The organism is Caballeronia sp. LZ033, assembly GCF_031451265.1.
Taxonomy (GTDB): Bacteria; Pseudomonadota; Gammaproteobacteria; order Burkholderiales; family Burkholderiaceae; genus Caballeronia.
Window position 1 is genome coordinate 2,226,046 of sequence record NZ_JARUXQ010000001.1, and the last position, 18,549, is coordinate 2,244,594.

Annotated in this window: 16 protein-coding genes and 4 tRNA genes; 7 read left to right on the forward strand and 13 right to left on the reverse strand. The window is 65.0% G+C overall.

Going from position 1 to position 18,549, the window contains the following annotated elements; translation table 11 throughout:
• Nucleotides 1-72: 72 nt before the first annotated feature.
• Nucleotides 73-1,704, reverse strand: coding sequence for a transglycosylase SLT domain-containing protein (locus QCE62_RS10385; RefSeq protein ID WP_309917328.1), 1,632 nt, complete (start codon nt 1,702-1,704; stop codon nt 73-75).
• 160 nt (nt 1,705-1,864) lie between these two features.
• Nucleotides 1,865-2,722, reverse strand: coding sequence for a hydroxyacylglutathione hydrolase (gene gloB, locus QCE62_RS10390; protein ID WP_309917331.1), 858 nt, complete (start codon nt 2,720-2,722; stop codon nt 1,865-1,867).
• Between the two features lie 27 nt (nt 2,723-2,749).
• Between gloB and QCE62_RS10395 the strand changes: the two genes are divergently transcribed.
• The 4 genes from QCE62_RS10395 (at nt 2,750) to QCE62_RS10410 (ending at nt 4,967) form a co-directional block, all read left to right on the forward strand.
• On the forward strand, nt 2,750-3,583 hold the full coding sequence (locus QCE62_RS10395; RefSeq protein ID WP_309917334.1) for a class I SAM-dependent methyltransferase: 834 nt from the start codon (nt 2,750-2,752) through the stop codon (nt 3,581-3,583).
• Nucleotides 3,583-4,044, forward strand: coding sequence for a ribonuclease HI (gene rnhA, locus QCE62_RS10400; protein WP_309809081.1), 462 nt, complete (start codon nt 3,583-3,585; stop codon nt 4,042-4,044). Before QCE62_RS10395 ends, rnhA begins: the two co-directional genes overlap by 1 nt.
• 34 nt (nt 4,045-4,078) lie before the next feature.
• Complete coding sequence (dnaQ, locus tag QCE62_RS10405) at nt 4,079-4,822, forward strand: DNA polymerase III subunit epsilon (RefSeq protein ID WP_309917336.1); 744 nt, start codon at nt 4,079-4,081, stop codon at nt 4,820-4,822.
• Nucleotides 4,823-4,892: 70 nt separating this feature from the next.
• A tRNA-Val gene (locus tag QCE62_RS10410) sits at nt 4,893-4,967 on the forward strand.
• An 87-nt stretch (nt 4,968-5,054) separates the two neighbouring features.
• Here QCE62_RS10410 and QCE62_RS10415 read toward each other — a convergent pair.
• From QCE62_RS10415 to QCE62_RS10425, 3 genes are all read right to left on the reverse strand, one after another.
• Nucleotides 5,055-5,537, reverse strand: coding sequence for a DUF2214 family protein (locus QCE62_RS10415; RefSeq protein WP_309917339.1), 483 nt, complete (start codon nt 5,535-5,537; stop codon nt 5,055-5,057).
• A gap of 76 nt (nt 5,538-5,613) precedes the next feature.
• Nucleotides 5,614-6,444, reverse strand: a complete 831-nt coding sequence (locus QCE62_RS10420; RefSeq protein ID WP_309917342.1) for a hypothetical protein — start codon at nt 6,442-6,444, stop codon at nt 5,614-5,616.
• A 240-nt stretch (nt 6,445-6,684) separates the two neighbouring features.
• Nucleotides 6,685-7,749 carry a glycosyltransferase family 4 protein gene (locus tag QCE62_RS10425; protein WP_309917344.1) on the reverse strand — a complete coding sequence of 355 codons (1,065 nt, stop codon included), beginning with the start codon at nt 7,747-7,749 and terminating at the stop codon, nt 6,685-6,687.
• Nucleotides 7,750-8,658: 909 nt separating this feature from the next.
• Here QCE62_RS10425 and QCE62_RS10430 point away from each other — a divergent pair.
• Complete coding sequence (locus QCE62_RS10430; protein WP_309917345.1) at nt 8,659-10,482, forward strand: ABC transporter ATP-binding protein; 1,824 nt, start codon at nt 8,659-8,661, stop codon at nt 10,480-10,482.
• Between the two features lie 26 nt (nt 10,483-10,508).
• Here the strand turns inward: QCE62_RS10430 and otsA are convergent, their stop codons facing one another.
• Together otsA and otsB are read right to left on the reverse strand one after the other, a co-directional pair.
• On the reverse strand, nt 10,509-11,912 hold the full coding sequence (otsA, locus tag QCE62_RS10435; protein WP_309917347.1) for an alpha,alpha-trehalose-phosphate synthase (UDP-forming): 1,404 nt from the start codon (nt 11,910-11,912) through the stop codon (nt 10,509-10,511).
• On the reverse strand, nt 11,909-12,661 hold the full coding sequence (gene otsB, locus QCE62_RS10440) for a trehalose-phosphatase (protein ID WP_309809095.1): 753 nt from the start codon (nt 12,659-12,661) through the stop codon (nt 11,909-11,911). The genes otsA and otsB overlap by 4 nt, the downstream gene beginning before the upstream one ends.
• Nucleotides 12,662-12,925: 264 nt before the next feature.
• On the opposite strand from otsB, the gene QCE62_RS10445 reads away from it, so the two are divergent.
• Together QCE62_RS10445 and QCE62_RS10450 are read left to right on the forward strand one after the other, a co-directional pair.
• Nucleotides 12,926-13,543 carry an SCO family protein gene (locus QCE62_RS10445; protein WP_309917349.1) on the forward strand — a complete coding sequence of 206 codons (618 nt, stop codon included), beginning with the start codon at nt 12,926-12,928 and terminating at the stop codon, nt 13,541-13,543.
• Between the two features lie 2 nt (nt 13,544-13,545).
• Entirely contained in the window at nt 13,546-14,433 is an 888-nt protein-coding gene (locus QCE62_RS10450; protein ID WP_309917351.1) for a cytochrome c oxidase assembly protein, read from the forward strand.
• Here QCE62_RS10450 and QCE62_RS10455 read toward each other — a convergent pair.
• The 6 genes from QCE62_RS10455 to uvrC all read right to left on the reverse strand — a co-directional run bounded on the left by QCE62_RS10455 (nt 14,428) and on the right by uvrC (nt 18,513).
• Entirely contained in the window at nt 14,428-14,928 is a 501-nt protein-coding gene (locus QCE62_RS10455; protein WP_309917353.1) for a GNAT family N-acetyltransferase, read from the reverse strand. The two genes, QCE62_RS10450 and QCE62_RS10455, sit on opposite strands and share 6 nt — an antisense overlap.
• 143 nt (nt 14,929-15,071) lie before the next feature.
• Nucleotides 15,072-15,145: transfer RNA gene (locus QCE62_RS10460), tRNA-Cys, on the reverse strand.
• Nucleotides 15,146-15,220: 75 nt separating this feature from the next.
• Nucleotides 15,221-15,296 (reverse strand) — tRNA-Gly (locus QCE62_RS10465).
• Between the two features lie 94 nt (nt 15,297-15,390).
• Nucleotides 15,391-15,466 (reverse strand) — tRNA-Gly (locus QCE62_RS10470).
• 184 nt (nt 15,467-15,650) lie between these two features.
• Nucleotides 15,651-16,247, reverse strand: coding sequence for a CDP-diacylglycerol--glycerol-3-phosphate 3-phosphatidyltransferase (pgsA, locus tag QCE62_RS10475; protein WP_309917355.1), 597 nt, complete (start codon nt 16,245-16,247; stop codon nt 15,651-15,653).
• A 130-nt stretch (nt 16,248-16,377) separates the two neighbouring features.
• The gene (gene uvrC, locus QCE62_RS10480; RefSeq protein WP_309917359.1) at nt 16,378-18,513 is read right to left on the reverse strand and encodes an excinuclease ABC subunit UvrC; all 2,136 of its coding nucleotides are present in this window, start codon (nt 18,511-18,513) and stop codon (nt 16,378-16,380) included.
• Between the last annotated feature and the right edge of the window lie 36 nt (nt 18,514-18,549).

Below are 18,549 nucleotides of genomic sequence, written 5' to 3' on the forward strand. Positions count from 1 at the left end.
CGGGGCCGGCAAAAGAAACGCCGTCACCTTGGTGACGGCGTGGGATAGCGACCCGGCGACTCGCGCCCGACGCTACTTCTTCTTGCTCGTCTTCGTGCTCGTGGCAGCGTGCTTGACGGTGGTTTTCGCGGCGGCGGGCTTGGGTGCCGACACCTTGGTCACCTTGCCCGACGAATGCGCAGGCGCCTTGCCGCGCGACTTCGATTCCGGCACGCGCGTGCCGATCTTCGACACCCCGCCCGACGAGCGGCTCGACGCCGCCACCGTCTCGACCCGCACCGGACCCGGCTCGGCCGGCACCGGACGGCCGTACGGCACGTGCAGCACGACCACCTGCCCCGGCATGAACATGTCGCCGCGAGTGCGGTTCCAGGATTTCACCTGCGATGTGGATACATCGTAGCGGTCGGCCAGCGTCGACACCGACTGCTTGCGGCGCACGCGGATCACGAGCCGGCGCGTGTCGGGCACGTCCCGCTCGACGGCCAGCGTCGCGTTCGCGGCGACATCGGCGCTGATGTCTTCGTCGTCGTCATCGGTGCGCGGCACGACGATCGTCGAGCCAGGCTTCAGGCGCATGCCCGCCGGAATGCGGTTGACCGACATCAGCGTGTCCGCATCAACGCCGATCTTCTCGGCGATCGCAGTGGGACGCGCCCGCTCCGTGACGGTGTACGTGGTCCACGACGACAACGGCCCTGAATACGACGTCAGATTGCGCTGGAACGAAGCGGCGTTGTCGAACGGCAGCAGGATCTGCGGGTTGGTCGCGCCGAGAATCACCGGCTTCGCGAACGACGGATTGAGCGAGCGGAACTCCTCGACGCTCATGCTGGCGAGCTTCGCGGCCATCGTCACGTCGATGTCGCGTGCCGTCGTGACCGTCACGAAGTACGGGTGATTCGGAATGTCCGGCAGCGTGAGCCCGTACATCTGCGGATTGCTGACGATGTTCTTCACCGCCTGCAGCTTCGGCACGTAGTTCCGGGTTTCGTTGGGCATGCGCAGACTTTCGTAGTCGGTCGGCAGGCCCGCGGCCTCGTTCCGCGCGATCGCGCGCTGCACGTTGCCCTCACCCCAGTTGTACGCGGCGAGCGCGAGATGCCAGTCGCCGAACATGTCGTGCAGACGCGAGAGGTAATCGAGCGCGGCGCTGGTCGAGGCCAGCACGTCGCGGCGCTCGTCCTGCCACATGTTCTGCTTGAGGTTGTAGTCGCGGCCGGTGCCCGGCACGAACTGCCACATGCCGGCGGCCTTCGCCACCGAAAGCGCCTGCGGATTGAACGCCGATTCAATGAACGGCAGCAGCGCCAGCTCGGTCGGCATGTGCCGCTGCTCGAGCTCCTCGACGATGTGATACAGGTATTTCTGCGAACGGCCCGTCATGCGCTCGACATAGTCCGGGCGCTGCGCGTACCAGTTGACCTGCATGTCGACCAGGTCGCTCTGCAGATCGGGAATCTGGAAGCCCGCGCGAATGCGGCTCCAGAGATCGGCGGAACCGACCAGCGAGGTGACCGGAGTCTTGTCGACGTCGATGGTTTCCTTGGCGGCCGCGGTGCGACGGATGGTATCGGCTACTTTCTGCTGCTGTTGCTCGGAGGCTGTGGCGGGTGTGTTGAGAAGAGGATCAGACGCCGTCGGCCCTTGGCTCGCGCACGCGGCGAGCATCAGGACGGACAGCGCGCTAAGAATTAGTCGCATGGAACGTCTCGGCTTCCAAAGGATGAGGCTTGGAAATTTGCAGCCGATGGTACGGAACCACACCAAGTACGTCAATAAAAACGCACGCGAAAGCCCTGCAAAATCCGCGATCTAACAGCGTTTCCAACGTTTCGGATTAACTTGACCCGAAAAATCCGGCTCAACGGAACTTATCTTTCCAGCCGCGCATCATGCGAAATGCCTCAAGCCGGTCGGCGACCGGTGCGCCGAACTGCTCGGCCAGCCGCGTGTGAATGGCCGGGATGTCCGCGCGCAGGAACGGATTCACCGTCTTCTCGTGCGCGAGGGTGGTCGGCAGCGTCGGCTTGCCGGAGACCCGCAACGCCTGCGCGGCGGCGTCCCAGCGCGCGAGCGCGTCGTTGTCCGGCTCGACCGCGCGCGCAAAGCGGATGTTGGACAGCGTGTACTCGTGCGCGCAATGCACCTGGGTGGTGTCCGGCAGCGCGGCAAGCGCGTCGAGCGAGGCGAGCATCTGTTGCGGCGTGCCCTCGAACAGGCGGCCACAGCCGCTCGCGAACAGCGTGTCGCCGCAAAACAGATGGGGCGTGCCGTGCGGATCGGCCGCCTGGAAATACGCGATGTGGCCGGCCGTATGGCCCGGTACGTCGATGACGGAGAACGCGAGCGCGGGGTGCGCGACGTTCACCGGGTCGCCGCCCGAGAGGCGCTGCGTCAGATGCTCGATGCGCTCGCTGGCCGGGCCGTAGACCGGAACGCCGCCCTCGGCCGATCGGCGATCGAGCAGCGCTTTCACGCCGCCGACATGGTCCTGATGATGGTGCGTGAGTAAAATAGCGGTCAGCCGCCAGCCGCGTTTGGCCAGATATGCCTCGACGGGCGCGGCGTCGCCCGGGTCGACCACCACTGCATCGCGGCCGTCCGAGACGAGCCAGATGTAGTTGTCCTCGAACGCCGGCACCGGCACGTACTCCAGTGCACCGTGAGCTGGCCCCTGAGCTGGCCCGTGAGCCCGCGAGCTTCCGTCAAGCGATTCCATAGCGATCATCTATGCGTCAACCCGAACATGTCTGACCGAGCGATTATAGACTGGCCCACCTGGACGAGCTCTGCGCCCGGGCGCTACGTGCTCGACTGGGAGCAGGCGCAGCTCGATCACGTGGTGTCCGACATCTTCGGCTATCACGCGCTGCAGCTCGGCATGCCGCAGCTCGACGCCTTGCGCGAGAACCGCATGACCGGCCGCGCGCTCGTGCTCGACGCCGAAAGCGCATCCAGTGCGCCATACATCCCGCCGCGCGCCACCACGCCCGGCGTCAGCGCCCTGCCCGCCGCCAGCGCGCCCGACGGCCGCAGCACCGTCTGGTGCGACCTGCTCGACCTGCCGTTCGAAGCACAGAGCGTCGACCTGCTGGTGCTGCCGCACACGCTCGAATTCTCGCCGGATCCGCATCGGCTGCTGCGCGAAGCCGAGCGCGTGCTGTTGCCGGAAGGCCAGCTGATCATCCTCGGCTTCAATTCGCTGAGTTTGTGGGGCGCGCGGCAATCGCTCGGCAAGGTGGCGGGCCGGCCGTTCGTGCCGTCGGCGCACGAGATGATCGCGTTCACGCGCATCAAGGACTGGATCAAGCTGCTCGGCTTCGACCTTGAACGCGGCCGCTTCGGCTGCTATCGTCCGCCGCTCGTCACCGACAAGTGGCTGCAACGCTATCAATTCATGGAGCCCGCCGGCGACCGCTGGTGGCCCATCTTCGGCGCGGCGTACATGATCACGGCCGTGAAGCGCGTGCGCGGCATGCGCCTGATCGGCCCGCGCAAGCTGAAAAAATCCGCGCTCGCCGCCGGCCTCGCGCCGGTCGCCGCTCCGCATACGCGCAACGAGACTTCCATCGAGCCTTGATGACTGACGAATCTGCATCGAACACCGTAATCGACATCTACACGGACGGCGCCTGCAAAGGCAATCCCGGTCCCGGCGGCTGGGGCGCCCTGCTGCGCTTCGGCACGCTGGAGAAGGAACTGTTCGGCGGCGAAGCCGCGACGACCAACAACCGCATGGAACTGATGGCGGTGATCGCCGCGCTCGAAGCCCTGAAGCGTCCGTGCCAGGCCGTGATCCACACCGATTCGCAATATGTCCAGAAAGGCATCAGCGAATGGATCCACGGCTGGAAGAAGAAGAACTGGATGACCGCCGCCAAGACGCCCGTCAAGAACGCCGACCTCTGGAAACGGCTGGACGCACTCGTGGCGCAGCATCGCATCGAATGGCGCTGGGTCAAGGGACACGCGGGCCATCCCGAAAACGAACGCGCCGACGCGCTCGCCAATCGCGGCGTGACCTCGCTCGCCGACAGCTAATCCGCAGCACGAATCACCGAATCCAAGACATCCCATGCGCCAACTGATACTGGATACCGAAACGACCGGCCTCAATGCACGGACCGGCGACCGGATCATCGAAATCGGCTGCGTCGAGCTGGTCAATCGACGGCTCACCGGCAATAACCTGCATCTCTACGTGAATCCGGAACGCGACAGCGACCCTGGCGCGCTCGCGGTGCACGGCCTGACGACCGAGTTCCTCAGCGACAAGCCGAAGTTCGCCGAGATCGCGGCGCAACTGCGCGACTTCATCGCGGGCGCGGAGCTGATCATCCATAACGCGCCCTTCGACGTCGGCTTCCTCGACGCGGAGTTTGCGTTGCTCGGCTTGCCGAAGGTGAAGGAGACGGTGGGCGGCGTGATCGATTCGCTCGCACAGGCCAAGCAGATGTTCCCTGGCAAGCGCAACTCGCTCGATGCGCTGTGCGACCGGTTCGGTATCAGCAACGCGCATCGCACGCTGCACGGCGCGCTGCTCGACTCCGAGCTGCTCGCGGAGGTCTATCTGGCGATGACGCGCGGGCAGGAAAGCCTCGTCATCGACATGCTGGGCGAACAGCCGGCGGCGGGTGCGTCCGCCACGCCGCGCGAAGCCTTCGACGATCTCGACCTGCCGGTGATCGCGGCAAGCGCGGACGAAGTGTCGGCGCACGAGGCCGTGCTCAACGAGCTCGACCGGGCCATCAAGGGCACGAGCGTCTGGCGCGTGGAACCCGCGCCGGCATCGGCGGAAGGCGATGCAGTCGCTGCGTGATTATTTTCGGATCTGCTTAAAGAGGGGCTAGACGAGATGCAGAACGCCTGACATAATCTCGTCTCTCTTCGGGTGGTTAGCTCAGCGGTAGAGCACTGCCTTCACACGGCAGGGGTCACTGGTTCGATCCCAGTACTACCCACCAGGATTCTGGTGTTGGTAAAGACAAGCACCGAAGATCAAAAAGGCTCAGGTTTCACGACCTGAGCCTTTTTTCATTTTCGCGTCGTCATCATCCGCCCGACGACGCCCAGATCCCGCGCGCCATGCCGCTCGCCGCGATCACCATCACCATCACGAGTCCCGCTTCCAGATCGCTTATCCACGCGAAACGGCGGGCGCGCGTGAGATCGATCGGCCCGCCCTGCGCCAGCGCCACGCGCCAGCGGATCAGCGCGAGCATCGGCGACACTTCGATCAGCAGGATCACGACGAGCGCCGTCATCTTCAGGTGGAACAGCGGCTCGTGCAGATAGTAGGCCGCGCCCTTTTCGAAGCCACCGAAGGCGCGCATCGCGCCGGTCACGATCAGCACGATCGCCGTGATGCCCCAGACCATGTCGGAGCGGAAGACATCGCGCAGACGGAGTTCGTTGGCCTGGACGGACTGCGTGGCGTCGAGCCGCCGCAACGCACGCGCGCGCGCCAGCACGGAACCGAGCGCGAGGCCGAAACCCAGCAGATGAAGCGCGGCCAGCATCCAGCGTATCAGCATGCTTTCCTCCCACTGCAACAGAACAAGGCGAAAGACGTGTACGTACTTGCGGCGAGGCGAGGTGAGGTGGCGCGCGTCAGATCTGGCGCAACGTCGTATCGAGCGAACGGGCGGCCTGGCGGTCGCTTTCACGAGCAATCGGCGCGCGAAACACCGTCGTGCGATTGTGCCCTGCCGCGGCCGGCGAATCCCACAGCAATTCGACTCGGGCGCGCCGCGCGAACAGGCCGCGCCGCACCTCGCCGCGCGCATGGACGGCGGGCGTGGCGGGTTCGGTGGCGGGTGCGAGCAGATTGGCCGAAGGCGCGGCGCGCTCGGGCGGCTCGGCCCACTTGAGGGAGAGTTCGCGCGCATCGTACTGGCCGAGCTTGCGGCTTTCGGCCCAGACGACGGCGGTGCGCGTCACGGGATCGAGCGAAATGGCGTAGCGGCCGATGGCGAAGCGGCGCGCCGCGATGTTGGTGCGCCACAGCGCGCGCGGACGGCAGATCCACATGACGACCGCATACAGCGCGGGGCCGACCAGCAGCCAGCCGTTCGTCTCCGTGAGCGCATGGATGAAGCTGCGTCCGCCGGACGCCCAGATGAAGGCGCCGACCGAGAACATGGCGAAACCGAAGGTCAGGAGCGCGAGCAGCCGCAGCGCTTGCCGCAGCCATTGCGGCAGCGGATGGAGCGGCCGCTCGAGCCGCGCTTTCGCGCCGGGCAGCACGACCAGCAGGAAGATCAGCACGACGTTCACGCACGCCCACGGCGACGAGGTCATGGCGCGCAGAGAGGACAGATAGCCCATCTGCGACATCGATAACGCCCAGCGCGCTGCCAGCACCAGTCCGATGGCGCGCAGTGCGAAGACCGTGCCGGCGCCGGGTGCGGGGCTCGCGCTGGTTTGCCTGGTTCTCGCCAAAAGAAACTCCTGTCCACGTACGATGCTGGGTGCTCCGCGCAATGCGAAGTCCGGGCCATTATAGGGAGATTACGGATCTCCTCAGAGGTTTCCACGAGCGTAGCGCGGTCTGGCGCTCCAAGAACCTTGCCGTGCGCTCCCGACTGTGTCTGATTACGACAACGCCCCGCGTGCCTTGAGGCGCGCGGGGCGTTTTTTGCAACTTACGCCGCACCCGGGTGAAACCCGGGCGGCGCCCGTTTAGCTGGCGTTGACTTCGCGCAGCACGGTGCGGCGTTTCTGACGCAGCATCTCTTCGTACACGCTGACGTAGTTCGCCGCCATCACCTTCGACGAGAAGCGCGCTTCGAACGCGGCGCGGACTTTCTCGCGCGGCAGCGTATCGAGACGCTTGACGGCGGCGATCGCGCTCAGTTCGTCTTCCACGACGAAGCCCGACACGCCGTTCTCGATCACTTCCGGCACCGAACCGCGGTTGAACGCGATCACCGGTGTGCCGCAGGCCATGGCTTCGATCATCACCAGGCCGAAGGGCTCCGGCCAGTCGATCGGGAACACCAGCGCATGCGCGTTGCCGAGGAACTCACGCTTTTCGGATTCGCCGATTTCGCCGATGTACTCGACGTGCGGGAGCGCCATCAGCGGCTTGATCGTTTCTTCGTAATAGGCGCGGTCAGCCTTGTCGATCTTGGCAGCGACCTTGAGCTTCATGCCTGCCTGCCCGGCGATGCGGATCGCGCGGTCGAGGCCCTTCTCCGGCGAAACGCGGCCGAGGAACGCGAGGTAGCCCGGCTCCACATTGGGGATCGGCGTGAGCACGTTTTCCGGCAGGCCGTGATACACGGTCGACAGCCAGTTGGCCTGTTGCAGCGGCTGGCGCTGGTTGTCCGAAATCGAGATGACCGGCACGTCCTTGAACGTGTTGAAGATCGGCTGCAGTTCGGGCAGGTCGAGACGGCCGTGCATGGTCGTCAGGAACGGCACCGGCTGGCGCGCGAACAGCGAGAACGGGTAGTAGTCGATATGGAAATGCAGCACGTCGAATTCTTCGGCGCGGCGGCACACTTCCTCGAGCAGCAGCATGTGCGGGGCCATCACGTCGCGGATGGTCGGGTCGAGGCGCAATGCCTGCGGCCAGAATGCTTCGAGCTTCGCGGACGTCTGCGAATCACCGCTCGCGAAGAGCGTGACATCGTGTCCGGCTTCCACGAGTGCCTCAGTCAGATAAGACACCACGCGCTCCGTGCCACCGTACAGCTTCGGCGGAACAGCTTCGTGGAGGGGCGCGATTTGAGCGATTCGCATGTCGTGAAACTCCTAATGAAAGGTCAGGCTAAAAACTACAGTCGTTTTGACGTCGGGAGCGAATCGCTCGGCTCGGGCGAAGCTTTCCGCGGCGCGTGGGCCGCGGCGCAAAGGCTGATGCTCGAGTGAAGAAGCGGGGTCGCTGTTCACTGGTTCCTGCGCGGTCGATCGGACAAAGCAAGTGCAGTTCCAGATCTCAAAGATGCCGCGCGCCTGCAATTAACGCGCTTGCAACTGGACGGTTGACGGCAACTTGCAAAAAGCTGTCTACGGCCTAGGGAGAAACCCGGAGCGCATTATGGAGCTTTTTACACGCGCGTAGCGGCAGTCATTTCAACTTATTTACGTTGTTACAAGAGGGATACATTTTGCAAACCCCTGTTTATTAAGGTTGTTCTACATTGGAGGACGGGTTTTACAGGGACTCCGGGAAAGGCGGTACGGCATGGCTGCTCCGGAGGCCGCGTCAGCCGGAGATTCAGTGCGAAGCCCGGCGCTGGCGCGCCACGTGCTTTTATCGCTGCTGGCCTCGCCGCTCGTTGCCGTCATGCGAGTGATTGGGCGCAAAAAGTTGCCCAAAGTACTTACAATGCCCGCCGACGCCCAATGCCGGACAGACGGTGAACCGGACAAAGGTCGGCAAACACTCGGCGCTGTCATTACCGATGGATCGCCACCCGAATTACCGCCGCAGCGATGTTCGGCGGCCCACATGGGCCGGATATCGGCGACCCGAAGACGCCTTGCCCGTCCGCGATACTGGCTACAATCCAGTGATGGAGACGGCGCTGCGTCGCTTGATTGACGTCGGTCGCCCCGTGGCGGGCCAGATTTCGAAAGCCGCGGAAGTTTCAGCGGACGTGCCCGAAGGCGCAACACGCTCAACCGCTCTACGACCAAAAAAGACCATTGGACCAACTCACCGTCTCCCAGCGTAACGCGTACAACGCGAAGCTTTCGAGCTACGCGCATCATCCGCTCGCGTTCCTGCTGCGCTACATCCGCCGGCATCCCGTCGCCCATGCGATCGTGCTCTTCAGCGTGTTCGCCGCGGTGGGCTGTGCCCTCGCCTCGCAATACGCGATCAAGCATCTGATCGACGTGCTCGGCCAGGGGCGCGGACACCCCGGCCCGCTGTGGGGCGCGTTCATGATCCTGGTGGGCCTGATCGCCGCCGACAACCTGCTGTGGCGGGTCGGCGGCTGGGTCGGCGCCCATGTGTTCGTGATCGTCACCGGCGATCTGCGCAAGGATCTCTTCTCCTATCTCTCCGGCCACTCGCCCACCTACTTCTCCGAGAAGCAGCCCGGCATGCTCGCCAGCCGGATCACCGCGACCTCGAACGCCATCTACACCGCCGAAAACGTCATGGCGTGGAACGTCCTGCCGCCATGCATCGCGGTGCTGGGCGCCATCGTGATGATCGTCGCGGTGAATCCGTGGATGGCCGCCGGCCTGATGACCGCATCGCTGGTCCTGGCGCTGATCCTCTACCGCCTCGCCAAGCGCGGCTCGGCGCGGCATCACAACTTTGCGTCGAAGGCGGCGTCGGTGGATGGCGAACTCGTCGACGTGATCGGCAACATGTCGCTGGTGCGCGCGTTCGGCATGACGTTTCGCGAGCAAAAACGCTTCGGCTCGACCGTGAAAGCCGAGATGGTTGCGCGCCAGCAGAGCCTGCTGTACCTCGAAAAGCTGCGCCTGTTCCATGCGGTCGTCACGGCGATCCTCTCCGCCGGCCTGCTCGGCTGGGCCTTGTGGCTGTGGTCGAAAGGCCAGGCGACGTCGGGCGATATCGTGCTGGTCAGCTCGCTCGGTTTCACGATCCTGCATGGCACGCGCGATCTCGCCGTGGCGCTGGTGGATGTCACGCAGCACGTCGCGCGTCTCGCCGAAGCCGTGCAGACGCTGCTCGAGCCGCACGGCATGCCGGATCGCTCGGATGCAACGGAACTCGTGCCGCAAGGCGGGCGCGTCGACTTCGAAAACGTCACGTTCGCGTATCCGCGCCGCCGGCCGATTCTCGACAACTTCCAGCTGCATATCGAGCCGGGCCAGCGCGTCGGGCTGATCGGCAAGTCGGGGGCGGGCAAATCCACCGTGCTTGCGCTGCTGCAACGGTTCTACGAGACCCAGAAAGGCAGCATCAGGATCGATGGCCAGGACATCGGCTCGATCACGCAGGACAGCCTGCGCCATTCGATCGCGCTCGTGCCGCAGGATATCTCGCTGTTCCACCGCACCGTGTTCGAGAACATCGCCTACGGCCGTCCCGAGGCGAGCCGCGAGGAAGTGCTCGCCGCCGCCCGCGAGGCGCGCTGCACGGACTTCATCGAGGCGATGCCTGAAGGTTTCGATACGATCGTCGGCGACCGCGGCGTCAAGCTGTCCGGCGGGCAACGCCAGCGCATCGCGATTGCGCGCGCCATCCTGAAGAACGCGCCGATCCTGCTGCTCGACGAGGCAACTTCTGCGCTCGACAGCGCGTCGGAAGAGGCGATCCAGCAGGCGCTCGACCGCCTGATGGTCGGCCGCACGGTGATCGCGATCGCGCACCGTCTCTCGACCTTGCAAAACTTCGACCGCATCATCGTGATGAGCGCGGGCAAGGTCATCGACGACGGTTCGCCGCAAGAGCTGCGCGACCGTCCGGGGCTGTATCGCGAACTGCTCGCCAAGCAGCACGGCAAGCTGCCGTCGATCGTCTCGACGCCGCACAAGCAACCCGCCTGAGCGGGCTTGTCCCGCCTCAGCGGGCTTCAGCCCGCGTTGAGATCGCGCAGGAAGTTGTCGCGCCAGACCGAGACGTTGTTGTCGCGCAGCTGCTGCATCATCTCGTCGTAACGCGCGCGGCGCTCGGCCAGCGGCATCTTGAGCGCCGTGGCGAGCGCATCGGCCATGCCGTCGATGTCGAGCGGATTCACGATCAGCGCCGCCGTCAGTTCACGCGCCGCGCCCGCGAATTGCGACAGCACCAGCACGCCGGGATCGTCCGGATCCTGCGCCGACACATACTCCTTCGCCACCAGATTCATGCCGTCGCGCAAGGGCGTGACGAGGCCGACGTGCGCCTCGCGGAACAACGCGGCGAGCACCGGCCGCTCGTATTGCCGATGGATGTAGCGGATCGGCGTCCAGTCGAGCTCGGCGTAGCGCCCGTTGATGCGGCCCGACTCCGCTTCCAGCTGCAGGCGGATGTCGCGATAGGCATCGACGTCCGAGCGCGTCGGCGGCGCGATCTGCAGGAACGACACGTTGTTGCGCTGATGCGGATCGTGTTCGACCAGGCGTTCGAACGCGCGAAACCGCTCGACGAGACCCTTCGAATAGTCCAGCCGGTCGACGCTCATCACGAGCTTGCGATGATGCAGCGTCGCCTTGACGATCTCGACGTCGCGCCCGCTTTCGCCGTCTTTCGCCAACGCGGCGATTTCATCGGGATAGACGCCGATCGGATACGCCGCCGCGCGCAGAGTCTGCCCGAACGCGCGAATCCCGGCGGGCTGCGCCGCGTTGCGCGTGACCGCGCCGCCCGCCTCCGTCACGATGTATTCGCAGAACGCCTGCAGATCGGGCTCGGTCTGGAAGCCGAGCAGATCGAACGCGCACAGCGCCTCCATCAGCTCGCCATGCCGCGGCACGGCAAGCAGGATCTGCGGCGCGGGAAACGGAATGTGCAGGAAAAAGCCGATGCGGTTCGTCACGCCATGCGCCCGCAACGCCTGGGCGAACGGAATCAGGTGATAGTCGTGGACCCAGATGATGTCGTCGGGCTTGAGCAGCGGCGCGAGCTGCGCGGCAAGCCAGCGGTTCACGCGGCAATAGCCGTCGAATTCGTTGCGGTCGAACTCGATCAGGTCGGGCCGATAGTGGAACGCCGGCCACAACGTCGCGTTGGAAAAGCCGCGGTAGTACTGGTCGTAGTCGCGCCGCGACAGACCGATGGTCGCGAACGTCACCGGTCCGTGTTCCTCGAGCTTGATGCCAGGCTGATTGTGGGACTGGGCGTCCGTGGGTGAAGACAGCACGTCGCCGCTCCAGCCGAACCACATGCCGCCGGTTTCCTTGAGCGCGTCGTACACGCCGACCGCCAGGCCGCCCGCCGCCGGGCCGCCTTCGGAAATCGGCGCCACCCGGTTCGACACGATGATGAGCCGGCTCACGCGTGCTTCCCCGCCGTGCCCGAGATGACCTGCAGCCAGTCGAGCAGCAGTTCGACCGACTCGATGCGCGCCCGCGCAACGGTATCGCCGGGACCGACCTTGACCGAGAGACCGTCGAACTCGTTGACCACCGCGAAGCCTTTCTCGTCGGTGAGATCGTCGCCGATGAACACGGGCCGGCGTCCGGTGAACGGCGGCTCTGCCAGGAAGGCGCGCACGGCGCGGCCCTTGTCGACATCCTTCGGCTTGATCTCGTAGACCATCTTGCCCGGTTGCAGCACGTAGGCGTCGGCGTATTGCTGCACGAGGCGCTCGGTGGCGGCGCGCGCGGCGGGTTCGCGTTCGGCCGCATTGCGATAGTGCAGCGCCAGCGCCGCGCCCTTGATCTCGAGCAGCATGCCGGGGTTCGCGCTCACGACCTTCTCCAGCTCGTGTTCCATGCGCAGCAGGCGTTCGTCGTTGAAGCCGATGCGCTGCAGGTCGCCGTTGGCGTCGCGCCGCTCCGCGCCGTGCATGCCCGCGACGGGCAGGTCAGGCATGTGCAGGAAGGAGTCGATATTGTCGATGCCGCGCCCCGACACGACCGCCACCGCACCGTTGGTCGCGCGCCTGAGCGCCGCGAGGATGTCGGGCACCGAACGCGGCACGAAAATGCCGTCCGGTGTGGAGGCGAGTTCGACCAGCGTGCCGTCGAAATCGAAGAAGAAGGCGGTCTCGGCGAGCGAGAGGGAATCAGGGAGAATTTGCATCGATTTTGGGCCTGGTGTTTGGCTGGCGACACCCTGGACAGACGCCGCCAGACATGCGCGAAGTGTGGGCATCTTACCGCCTGAGGGCTTTCGGGCAAGCAAGCCGCTATCTTACAAATACCGGCGCAGGGTCTTTCAGCGCGCTTGAAACGTGCGGCAAATCGTCTCGAAAAAGCCGGGGCGACGTGATGTTTTGCCGGCCATCAAGCAAAAGGCGTGTATTTTGCGACGTTGTCCTCGAATCATCCTGCAAGACGAATCCCGATGCACGCTTCGTTCCCAGCCTTTCTTGTCCGGCGGTTCATCGCCGGCGTTTTGACCGTGTGCGCGCTCGCCGCCTGCTCGAAGCCCGCCGAACCCTGGCATCTGACCGATGTCTCGGGCCATCTGCCCGACCTGGACTTCTCGCTCGTCGATGACGGCGGCCAGCCCGTTACCGGCGAGTCCTTCGCGGGCCGGACCACGCTGGTCTACTTCGGCTACACGCATTGTCCGGATGTCTGCCCGGAAACCATGGCGCGGCTGATGCAGGTGCTGGAGCGCGTCGGCCCGGACGCGGACAAGGCGCGCATCGTATTCATTTCCGTCGATCCCGCCCGCGACACGCCCGCGCTGCTGCGTTCCTATGTGCGCGCCTTCGACGACAAGCACGCCGTCGGCCTCACCGGCACCGACCGCGCCATCGAGCGGGTCGCGCAGCGTTATCGCGTGGCGTATCAGATGGAAAAGCGCGCACCGGACGGCGCGTACGAGGTCACGCACAGCTCCGCTGTCTACATCTTCGACGCCGCAGGCCACGCGCGACTGCTCGCCACCGAGCAGGATTCCGCGGACGCCATCGCGACCGATCTGAAACGCGTGATCGACGCGAAGGCTTCCTGACCATGCACACCCTGCTCTACTGGCTCGACCCTTGGGAGCCGTCGCCGACGGTCGTGATCGCGGTGCTCGCCGCCGGCATCCTGTTCGCGCGCGGCGCGCGGCATGCGCGCGTGACGCTGGCGCGGCGCATCGCGTTCTGGTTCGGCCTGGGCGCGCTCTACGTGGCGCTGCACACGCGGCTCGATTACTTCTTCGAGCATGAGTTTTTCATGCATCGGCTGCAGCATCTGGTGCTGCATCACCTCGGGCCGTTCTTCATTGCGCTGTCGTATCCCGGCGCGGCGCTGCGCGCGGGCATTCCGTTCAATTGGCGCAGGCGCTGGCTGCGCCCGGCGGCTCAAAGCAGCGTGGCGCGCGGATTCTTCGCCGTCGTGTTCAATCCGGTGGTGGCGGTCGTGCTGTTCGTCGGGCTGATCTACTTCTGGCTGCTCTCGCCGATTCACTTCAAGGCGATGCTGGATGCCCGGCTCTATCGCGTGATGAACTGGAGCATGGTCATCGACGGCCTGCTGTTCTGGTGGCTTGTGCTCGATCCGCGTCCGGCGCCGCCCGCGCGTCTCGCGCCCGGCAGGCGGATCCTGATCGTGATCGCCGCGATTCCGCCGCAGATCATCCTGGGCGCGTATATCTTCTTCACGCCGCACGAGCTCTATCCGATCTATTCGATCTGCGGTCGCGCATTCACGTGGATCACGCCGATGCGCGACCAGCAGATCGGCGGCCTTCTGCTATGGATTCCGGGTTCGATGATGAGCGTGATCGGCGCGCTGATCGCGCTGCGTCACTGGATGCGGCTCTCGGCGCGCACGCGCCTGCGCAAGGAACGCGGACGCGGCGTCGATGCCGCGCCCGGCGGCGCGAAGGTCAAGACAGACGCGGTCGCGTCATGAGCCGAAGCCGGGACGGCGCATCCAGACGTGCGGGATGCCGTCCTCGTCGTGAATCCCCGACGACGCCACGAAACCGAACGCGCCATAGAAACGCTGGAGATGCGCCTGCGCGTGCAGGCTGATCGGCTCGTCGGGCCATTGCGCGAGGATGTGCTGGAGCGCGCGTTCGAGCATCGCGTTGCCGAGCTTGAGACCACGAAACTTCGCCGTGGTCAGCACGCGGCCGATGCGCACGTCTTTCTCGCTGTCGTCCGGCGTTCCCGGCAGCAACACGCGCAGATAACCCGCGAGCGCGGGACGCTGGCCGTTCTCGCCGGCGCCATAGGCCAGCAGGTGCCGTGCATCGATATCGAGACCGTCGATGTCGCCATACACGCAGTTCTGCTCGACGACGAACACCGCGCTGCGCGCCGCGAGCATGTCGTAGACCTCGGCGGTCGAGAGGTCGTCGAAGGCCTTCCAGCGCCATTCGAGTGAAGAGAGTCGGTCGGTCATGGGATTCCGGATGCGAGGAGTATCGCGATTATGCCGCGCGATGTGCGGCCGCGAATAAACCGTGACGCGGTCATGCGCGCAAGCTGATTGGCGAAAACCTGCGAGCAAAAAGAAAAAGCCCTGACGGATCAGGGCTTTTCGAGTGGAGGCGCGGACCGGAGTCGAACCGGTCTAAACGGCTTTGCAGGCCGCTGCATAACCGCTTTGCTACCGCGCCGTATGCGGTTCCGGCTGCCGGTCATACGCCGGCTTCTTCACCAAACAAAAAGGGAAGCTTGGCTTCCCCTTTGATTGGAGCGGGAGACGAGTCTCGAACTCGCGACCTCAACCTTGGCAAGGTTGCGCTCTACCAACTGAGCTACTCCCGCAATGTCCTGCAATGCTGCTGGTGTTACTTGTACGGCTGCTTCCGGCGGCACGCGCGCTTTGCTTCAGCGCTGACCACACCGGAAACTTCTGATCTGGAGCGGGAGACGAGTCTCGAACTCGCGACCTCAACCTTGGCAAGGTTGCGCTCTACCAACTGAGCTACTCCCGCATTTTTACTGCTGCGCCTGCTGCACATTTTTACCGCACTTCGCTGGTTTGCGTCGTGCCGTGCATCAGAGAAACGAGATTATGTAGAAGCTAAAGAAGCCTGTCAACAGTTTTGTGAGAGGAATTTTCCGTTTCGACGCAATTTTCCGCGTGCACGCATCTGAGCCTTTTCCGCGACGGACGCCTCACAGCATGCCGCCCCGTTCGCGAATCTGCGGCCACGCGAGCTTCATGTAATAGAGCATCGACCAGACCGTGAGCACGGCGGCGACGTCGATGAGCCACAGCCCCCACACACGCGTGTCGATCATCCATTGCGTGCCGGTAATCCTGAGCGGACCGTAGAACAGCAGCATCGGGATGGCGACCATCTGGCACACGGTCTTGAACTTGCCGAGCTGATTCACCGCGACGCTCTTCGATGCGCCGATCTGCGCCATCCATTCGCGCAGCGCCGAGATGGTGATCTCGCGTCCGACGATCACGAGCGCGATCACCGCGTTCAGCCGCGACAGCTGCACCAGGACGAGCAAGGCGGCGGTCACCATCAGCTTGTCGGCGACAGGATCGAGGAACGCGCCGAATGCCGACGTCTGGTTGAGCTTGCGTGCAAGAAAGCCGTCGAACCAGTCGGTGAGCGCGGCGAGCACGAAGATCAGCATGCCGAGCAGGTTGCGGTGCTCCGGGCTCATCATCATGTCCGGCAGATAGAACACGCCCACGACGAGCGGAATCAGCACGATCCGCAGCCATGTCAGAAAGATCGGTAGATTGAACGGCATGGGCGCAGGCGAGTGAAGGACATGTAAGGGAGCCGCCATTGTGCCGCGTGGATCCCGCGCTCACAAGGCAGCGACCCGGGCCGGCGCGCCCCGCGACGGGTTTGCTGTCGCGAGGCGCGCCGGTGCCGGCTCAATGCAACTGACGATAGATCTGCTGTGCCAGCGCAAGCGAGATGCCTTCGACACTGGCCAGGTCCTCGACGCTCGCCGCCTGCACGCCGCGCAATCCGCCGAAGCGCGACAGGAGCCGCTGACGCCGTTTCGCACCGACGCCTTCGAGCTCTTCCAGCCGCGAAGTCTGACGGGCTTTCGCGCGCTTGGCCCGCATGCCGGTGATCGCGAAGCGGTGAGCTTCGTCGCGGATCTGCGCGACCAGCATCAGCGCTGCGCTTTCCTTGCCGAGTTCGAGCGCGGGGCGGCCGTCGGCGAAGATGAGCGTCTCCAGTCCGACCTTGCGCCCTTCTCCCTTCGCGACGCCGACCAGCATGCCGTGATCGAGACCGAGTTCCGAGAACACCTGTCTGGCGATTTCCACCTGGCCCTTGCCGCCGTCGATCAGCACGATGGTCGGCAGCGTGCCGCCCGCCGCGACCGGCTCGGCGCCATCGGGCGTGACGGTGGGATCGGCGGCATCGCCGGGCTGCAGGATGGCGGCTTCGTCGGTGGCGTTGGCGGCCGCCTGCGCGACCATCTTCTCGTAGCGGCGCGTGAGCACCTGGCGCATCGCGGCGTAGTCGTCGCCGGGCGTGATGCCGGTGATGTTGTAGCGGCGATACTCGCCCGACTGCATCTTGTGATGATGGAACACGACACACGACGCCTGCGTGGCTTCGCCCATCGTATGGCTGATGTCGAAGCACTCCACCCGCAGTTGCGCGAGGTCGTCCATCTCCATGCCGAGCGTGTCGGCGAGCGCGCGGGTGCGCGCCTGCTGCGAACCCTGCTCCGACAGCAGCCGCGCGAGCGCGAGCCGCGCGTTCTGCTCGGCCATCGAGAGCCATACGCGCTTCTGCCCTTGCGGCTGGCGCAGCAACGTGACCTTGTGGCCGGCCTGCTCGATCAGCAGGTCGACGAGATCGCGGCTCGACGGCGCGTGACTCACGACGAGCACCGGCGGGACACGGTTGCCGATGTAGTGCTGCGCCATGAACGCTTCCAGCACTTCGGCTTCGAGCGCGTTTTCGCGGGGTTGCGAGTCGGCTTCGGCTTCGGCTTCGGCTTCGTTCTCCACGGCGGCGGCATCCGCTTCGAGCTCCGTCACGGCCGCTTCAACCGGCGCAGCGGCAGGTTCAGCGGCCGCCTCCACCGGCGCGTCTTCGAGCAGTTCGGGCAACTCCGACAATTCGTCCTCGTCGCCCAGCGACAACGCGCTTTCAACATGCGTCGGAAAATAGGCCTTGTCGCCGAGATGCCGGCCACCGCGCACCATCGCGAGATTCACGCAGACCTTGCCGCCCAGCGCGACCACCGCGAGGATATCGACATCGCTCTCGCCGCCCACTTCGATCGCCTGCTGATGCAGCACCGTCGACAGCGAGCTCATCTGGTTGCGCACCGCGGCGGCCTGCTCGAACTTGAGATCGGCGGCGAAGGCGTGCATCTTCTGCTCGAGTTCCTTCATCACCTCGCCCTGCCGTCCGAGCAGGAAGCGCGACGCATTGGCGACATCGCGCGCGTAATCCTCCTCGCTGATGAGCCCGGTGCACGGCGCGGTGCAGCGTCCGATCTGATGCAGCAGGCAGGGCCGCGTGCGGTTGCTGAACACCGAGTCCTCGCAGGTCCGCAACTGAAACACGCGCTGCAGGATCTGGATGCTCTCGCGCACCGCCCACGCGCTCGGAAACGGTCCGAAATACTGGTTCTTCTTGTCGACCGCGCCGCGGTAGTACGCCATGCGCGGAAACGTGTGGCCGGTGAGCTTGAGGAACGGATACGACTTGTCGTCGCGGAACAGGATGTTGTAGCGCGGCGCGAGCGCCTTGATCAGGTTGTTCTCGAGCAGCAGCGCTTCGGCTTCGGAACGCGTGACGGTGGTTTCGATCTTGCGGATGCGCGTCACCATCATCGCGATGCGCGGCGAATGCAGCGTCTTCGTGAAATAGCTCGACACGCGCTTCTTCAGATTGCGCGCCTTGCCGACGTACAGCACGTTGCCGCCGCCGTCGTAGTAGCGGTACACGCCCGGCAAATGGGGCAGTTGCGCAAGGGTCTTCTTCGGGTCGAACTCCGCGTCGGAAGCGGATTCGTGTGCGGCGGAGTCAGTCATGCAGCGAAAGTCGCGAGTGTCCCGCGCGAGGCGCGG

Bases quoted from the DNA above. Each gene is read 5' to 3' on its own strand.
- gloB (WP_309917331.1), bottom strand. From the start codon at position 2,722: ATGGAATCGCTTGACGGAAGCTCGCGGGCTCACGGGCCAGCTCAGGGG.
- QCE62_RS10455 (WP_309917353.1), bottom strand. From the start codon at position 14,928: ATGACCGACCGACTCTCTTCACTCGAATGGCGCTGGAAGGCCTTCGAC.
- pgsA (WP_309917355.1), bottom strand. From the start codon at position 16,247: ATGCCGTTCAATCTACCGATCTTTCTGACATGGCTGCGGATCGTGCTG.
- QCE62_RS10445 (WP_309917349.1), top strand. From the start codon at position 12,926: ATGCACGCTTCGTTCCCAGCCTTTCTTGTCCGGCGGTTCATCGCCGGC.
- otsB (WP_309809095.1), bottom strand. From the start codon at position 12,661: ATGCAAATTCTCCCTGATTCCCTCTCGCTCGCCGAGACCGCCTTCTTC.
- QCE62_RS10415 (WP_309917339.1), bottom strand. From the start codon at position 5,537: ATGCTGATACGCTGGATGCTGGCCGCGCTTCATCTGCTGGGTTTCGGC.
- QCE62_RS10385 (WP_309917328.1), bottom strand. From the start codon at position 1,704: ATGCGACTAATTCTTAGCGCGCTGTCCGTCCTGATGCTCGCCGCGTGC.
- dnaQ (WP_309917336.1), top strand. From the start codon at position 4,079: ATGCGCCAACTGATACTGGATACCGAAACGACCGGCCTCAATGCACGG.
- QCE62_RS10395 (WP_309917334.1), top strand. From the start codon at position 2,750: ATGTCTGACCGAGCGATTATAGACTGGCCCACCTGGACGAGCTCTGCG.
- QCE62_RS10450 (WP_309917351.1), top strand. From the start codon at position 13,546: ATGCACACCCTGCTCTACTGGCTCGACCCTTGGGAGCCGTCGCCGACG.
- rnhA (WP_309809081.1), top strand. From the start codon at position 3,583: ATGACTGACGAATCTGCATCGAACACCGTAATCGACATCTACACGGAC.
- uvrC (WP_309917359.1), bottom strand. From the start codon at position 18,513: ATGACTGACTCCGCCGCACACGAATCCGCTTCCGACGCGGAGTTCGAC.
- QCE62_RS10425 (WP_309917344.1), bottom strand. From the start codon at position 7,749: ATGCGAATCGCTCAAATCGCGCCCCTCCACGAAGCTGTTCCGCCGAAG.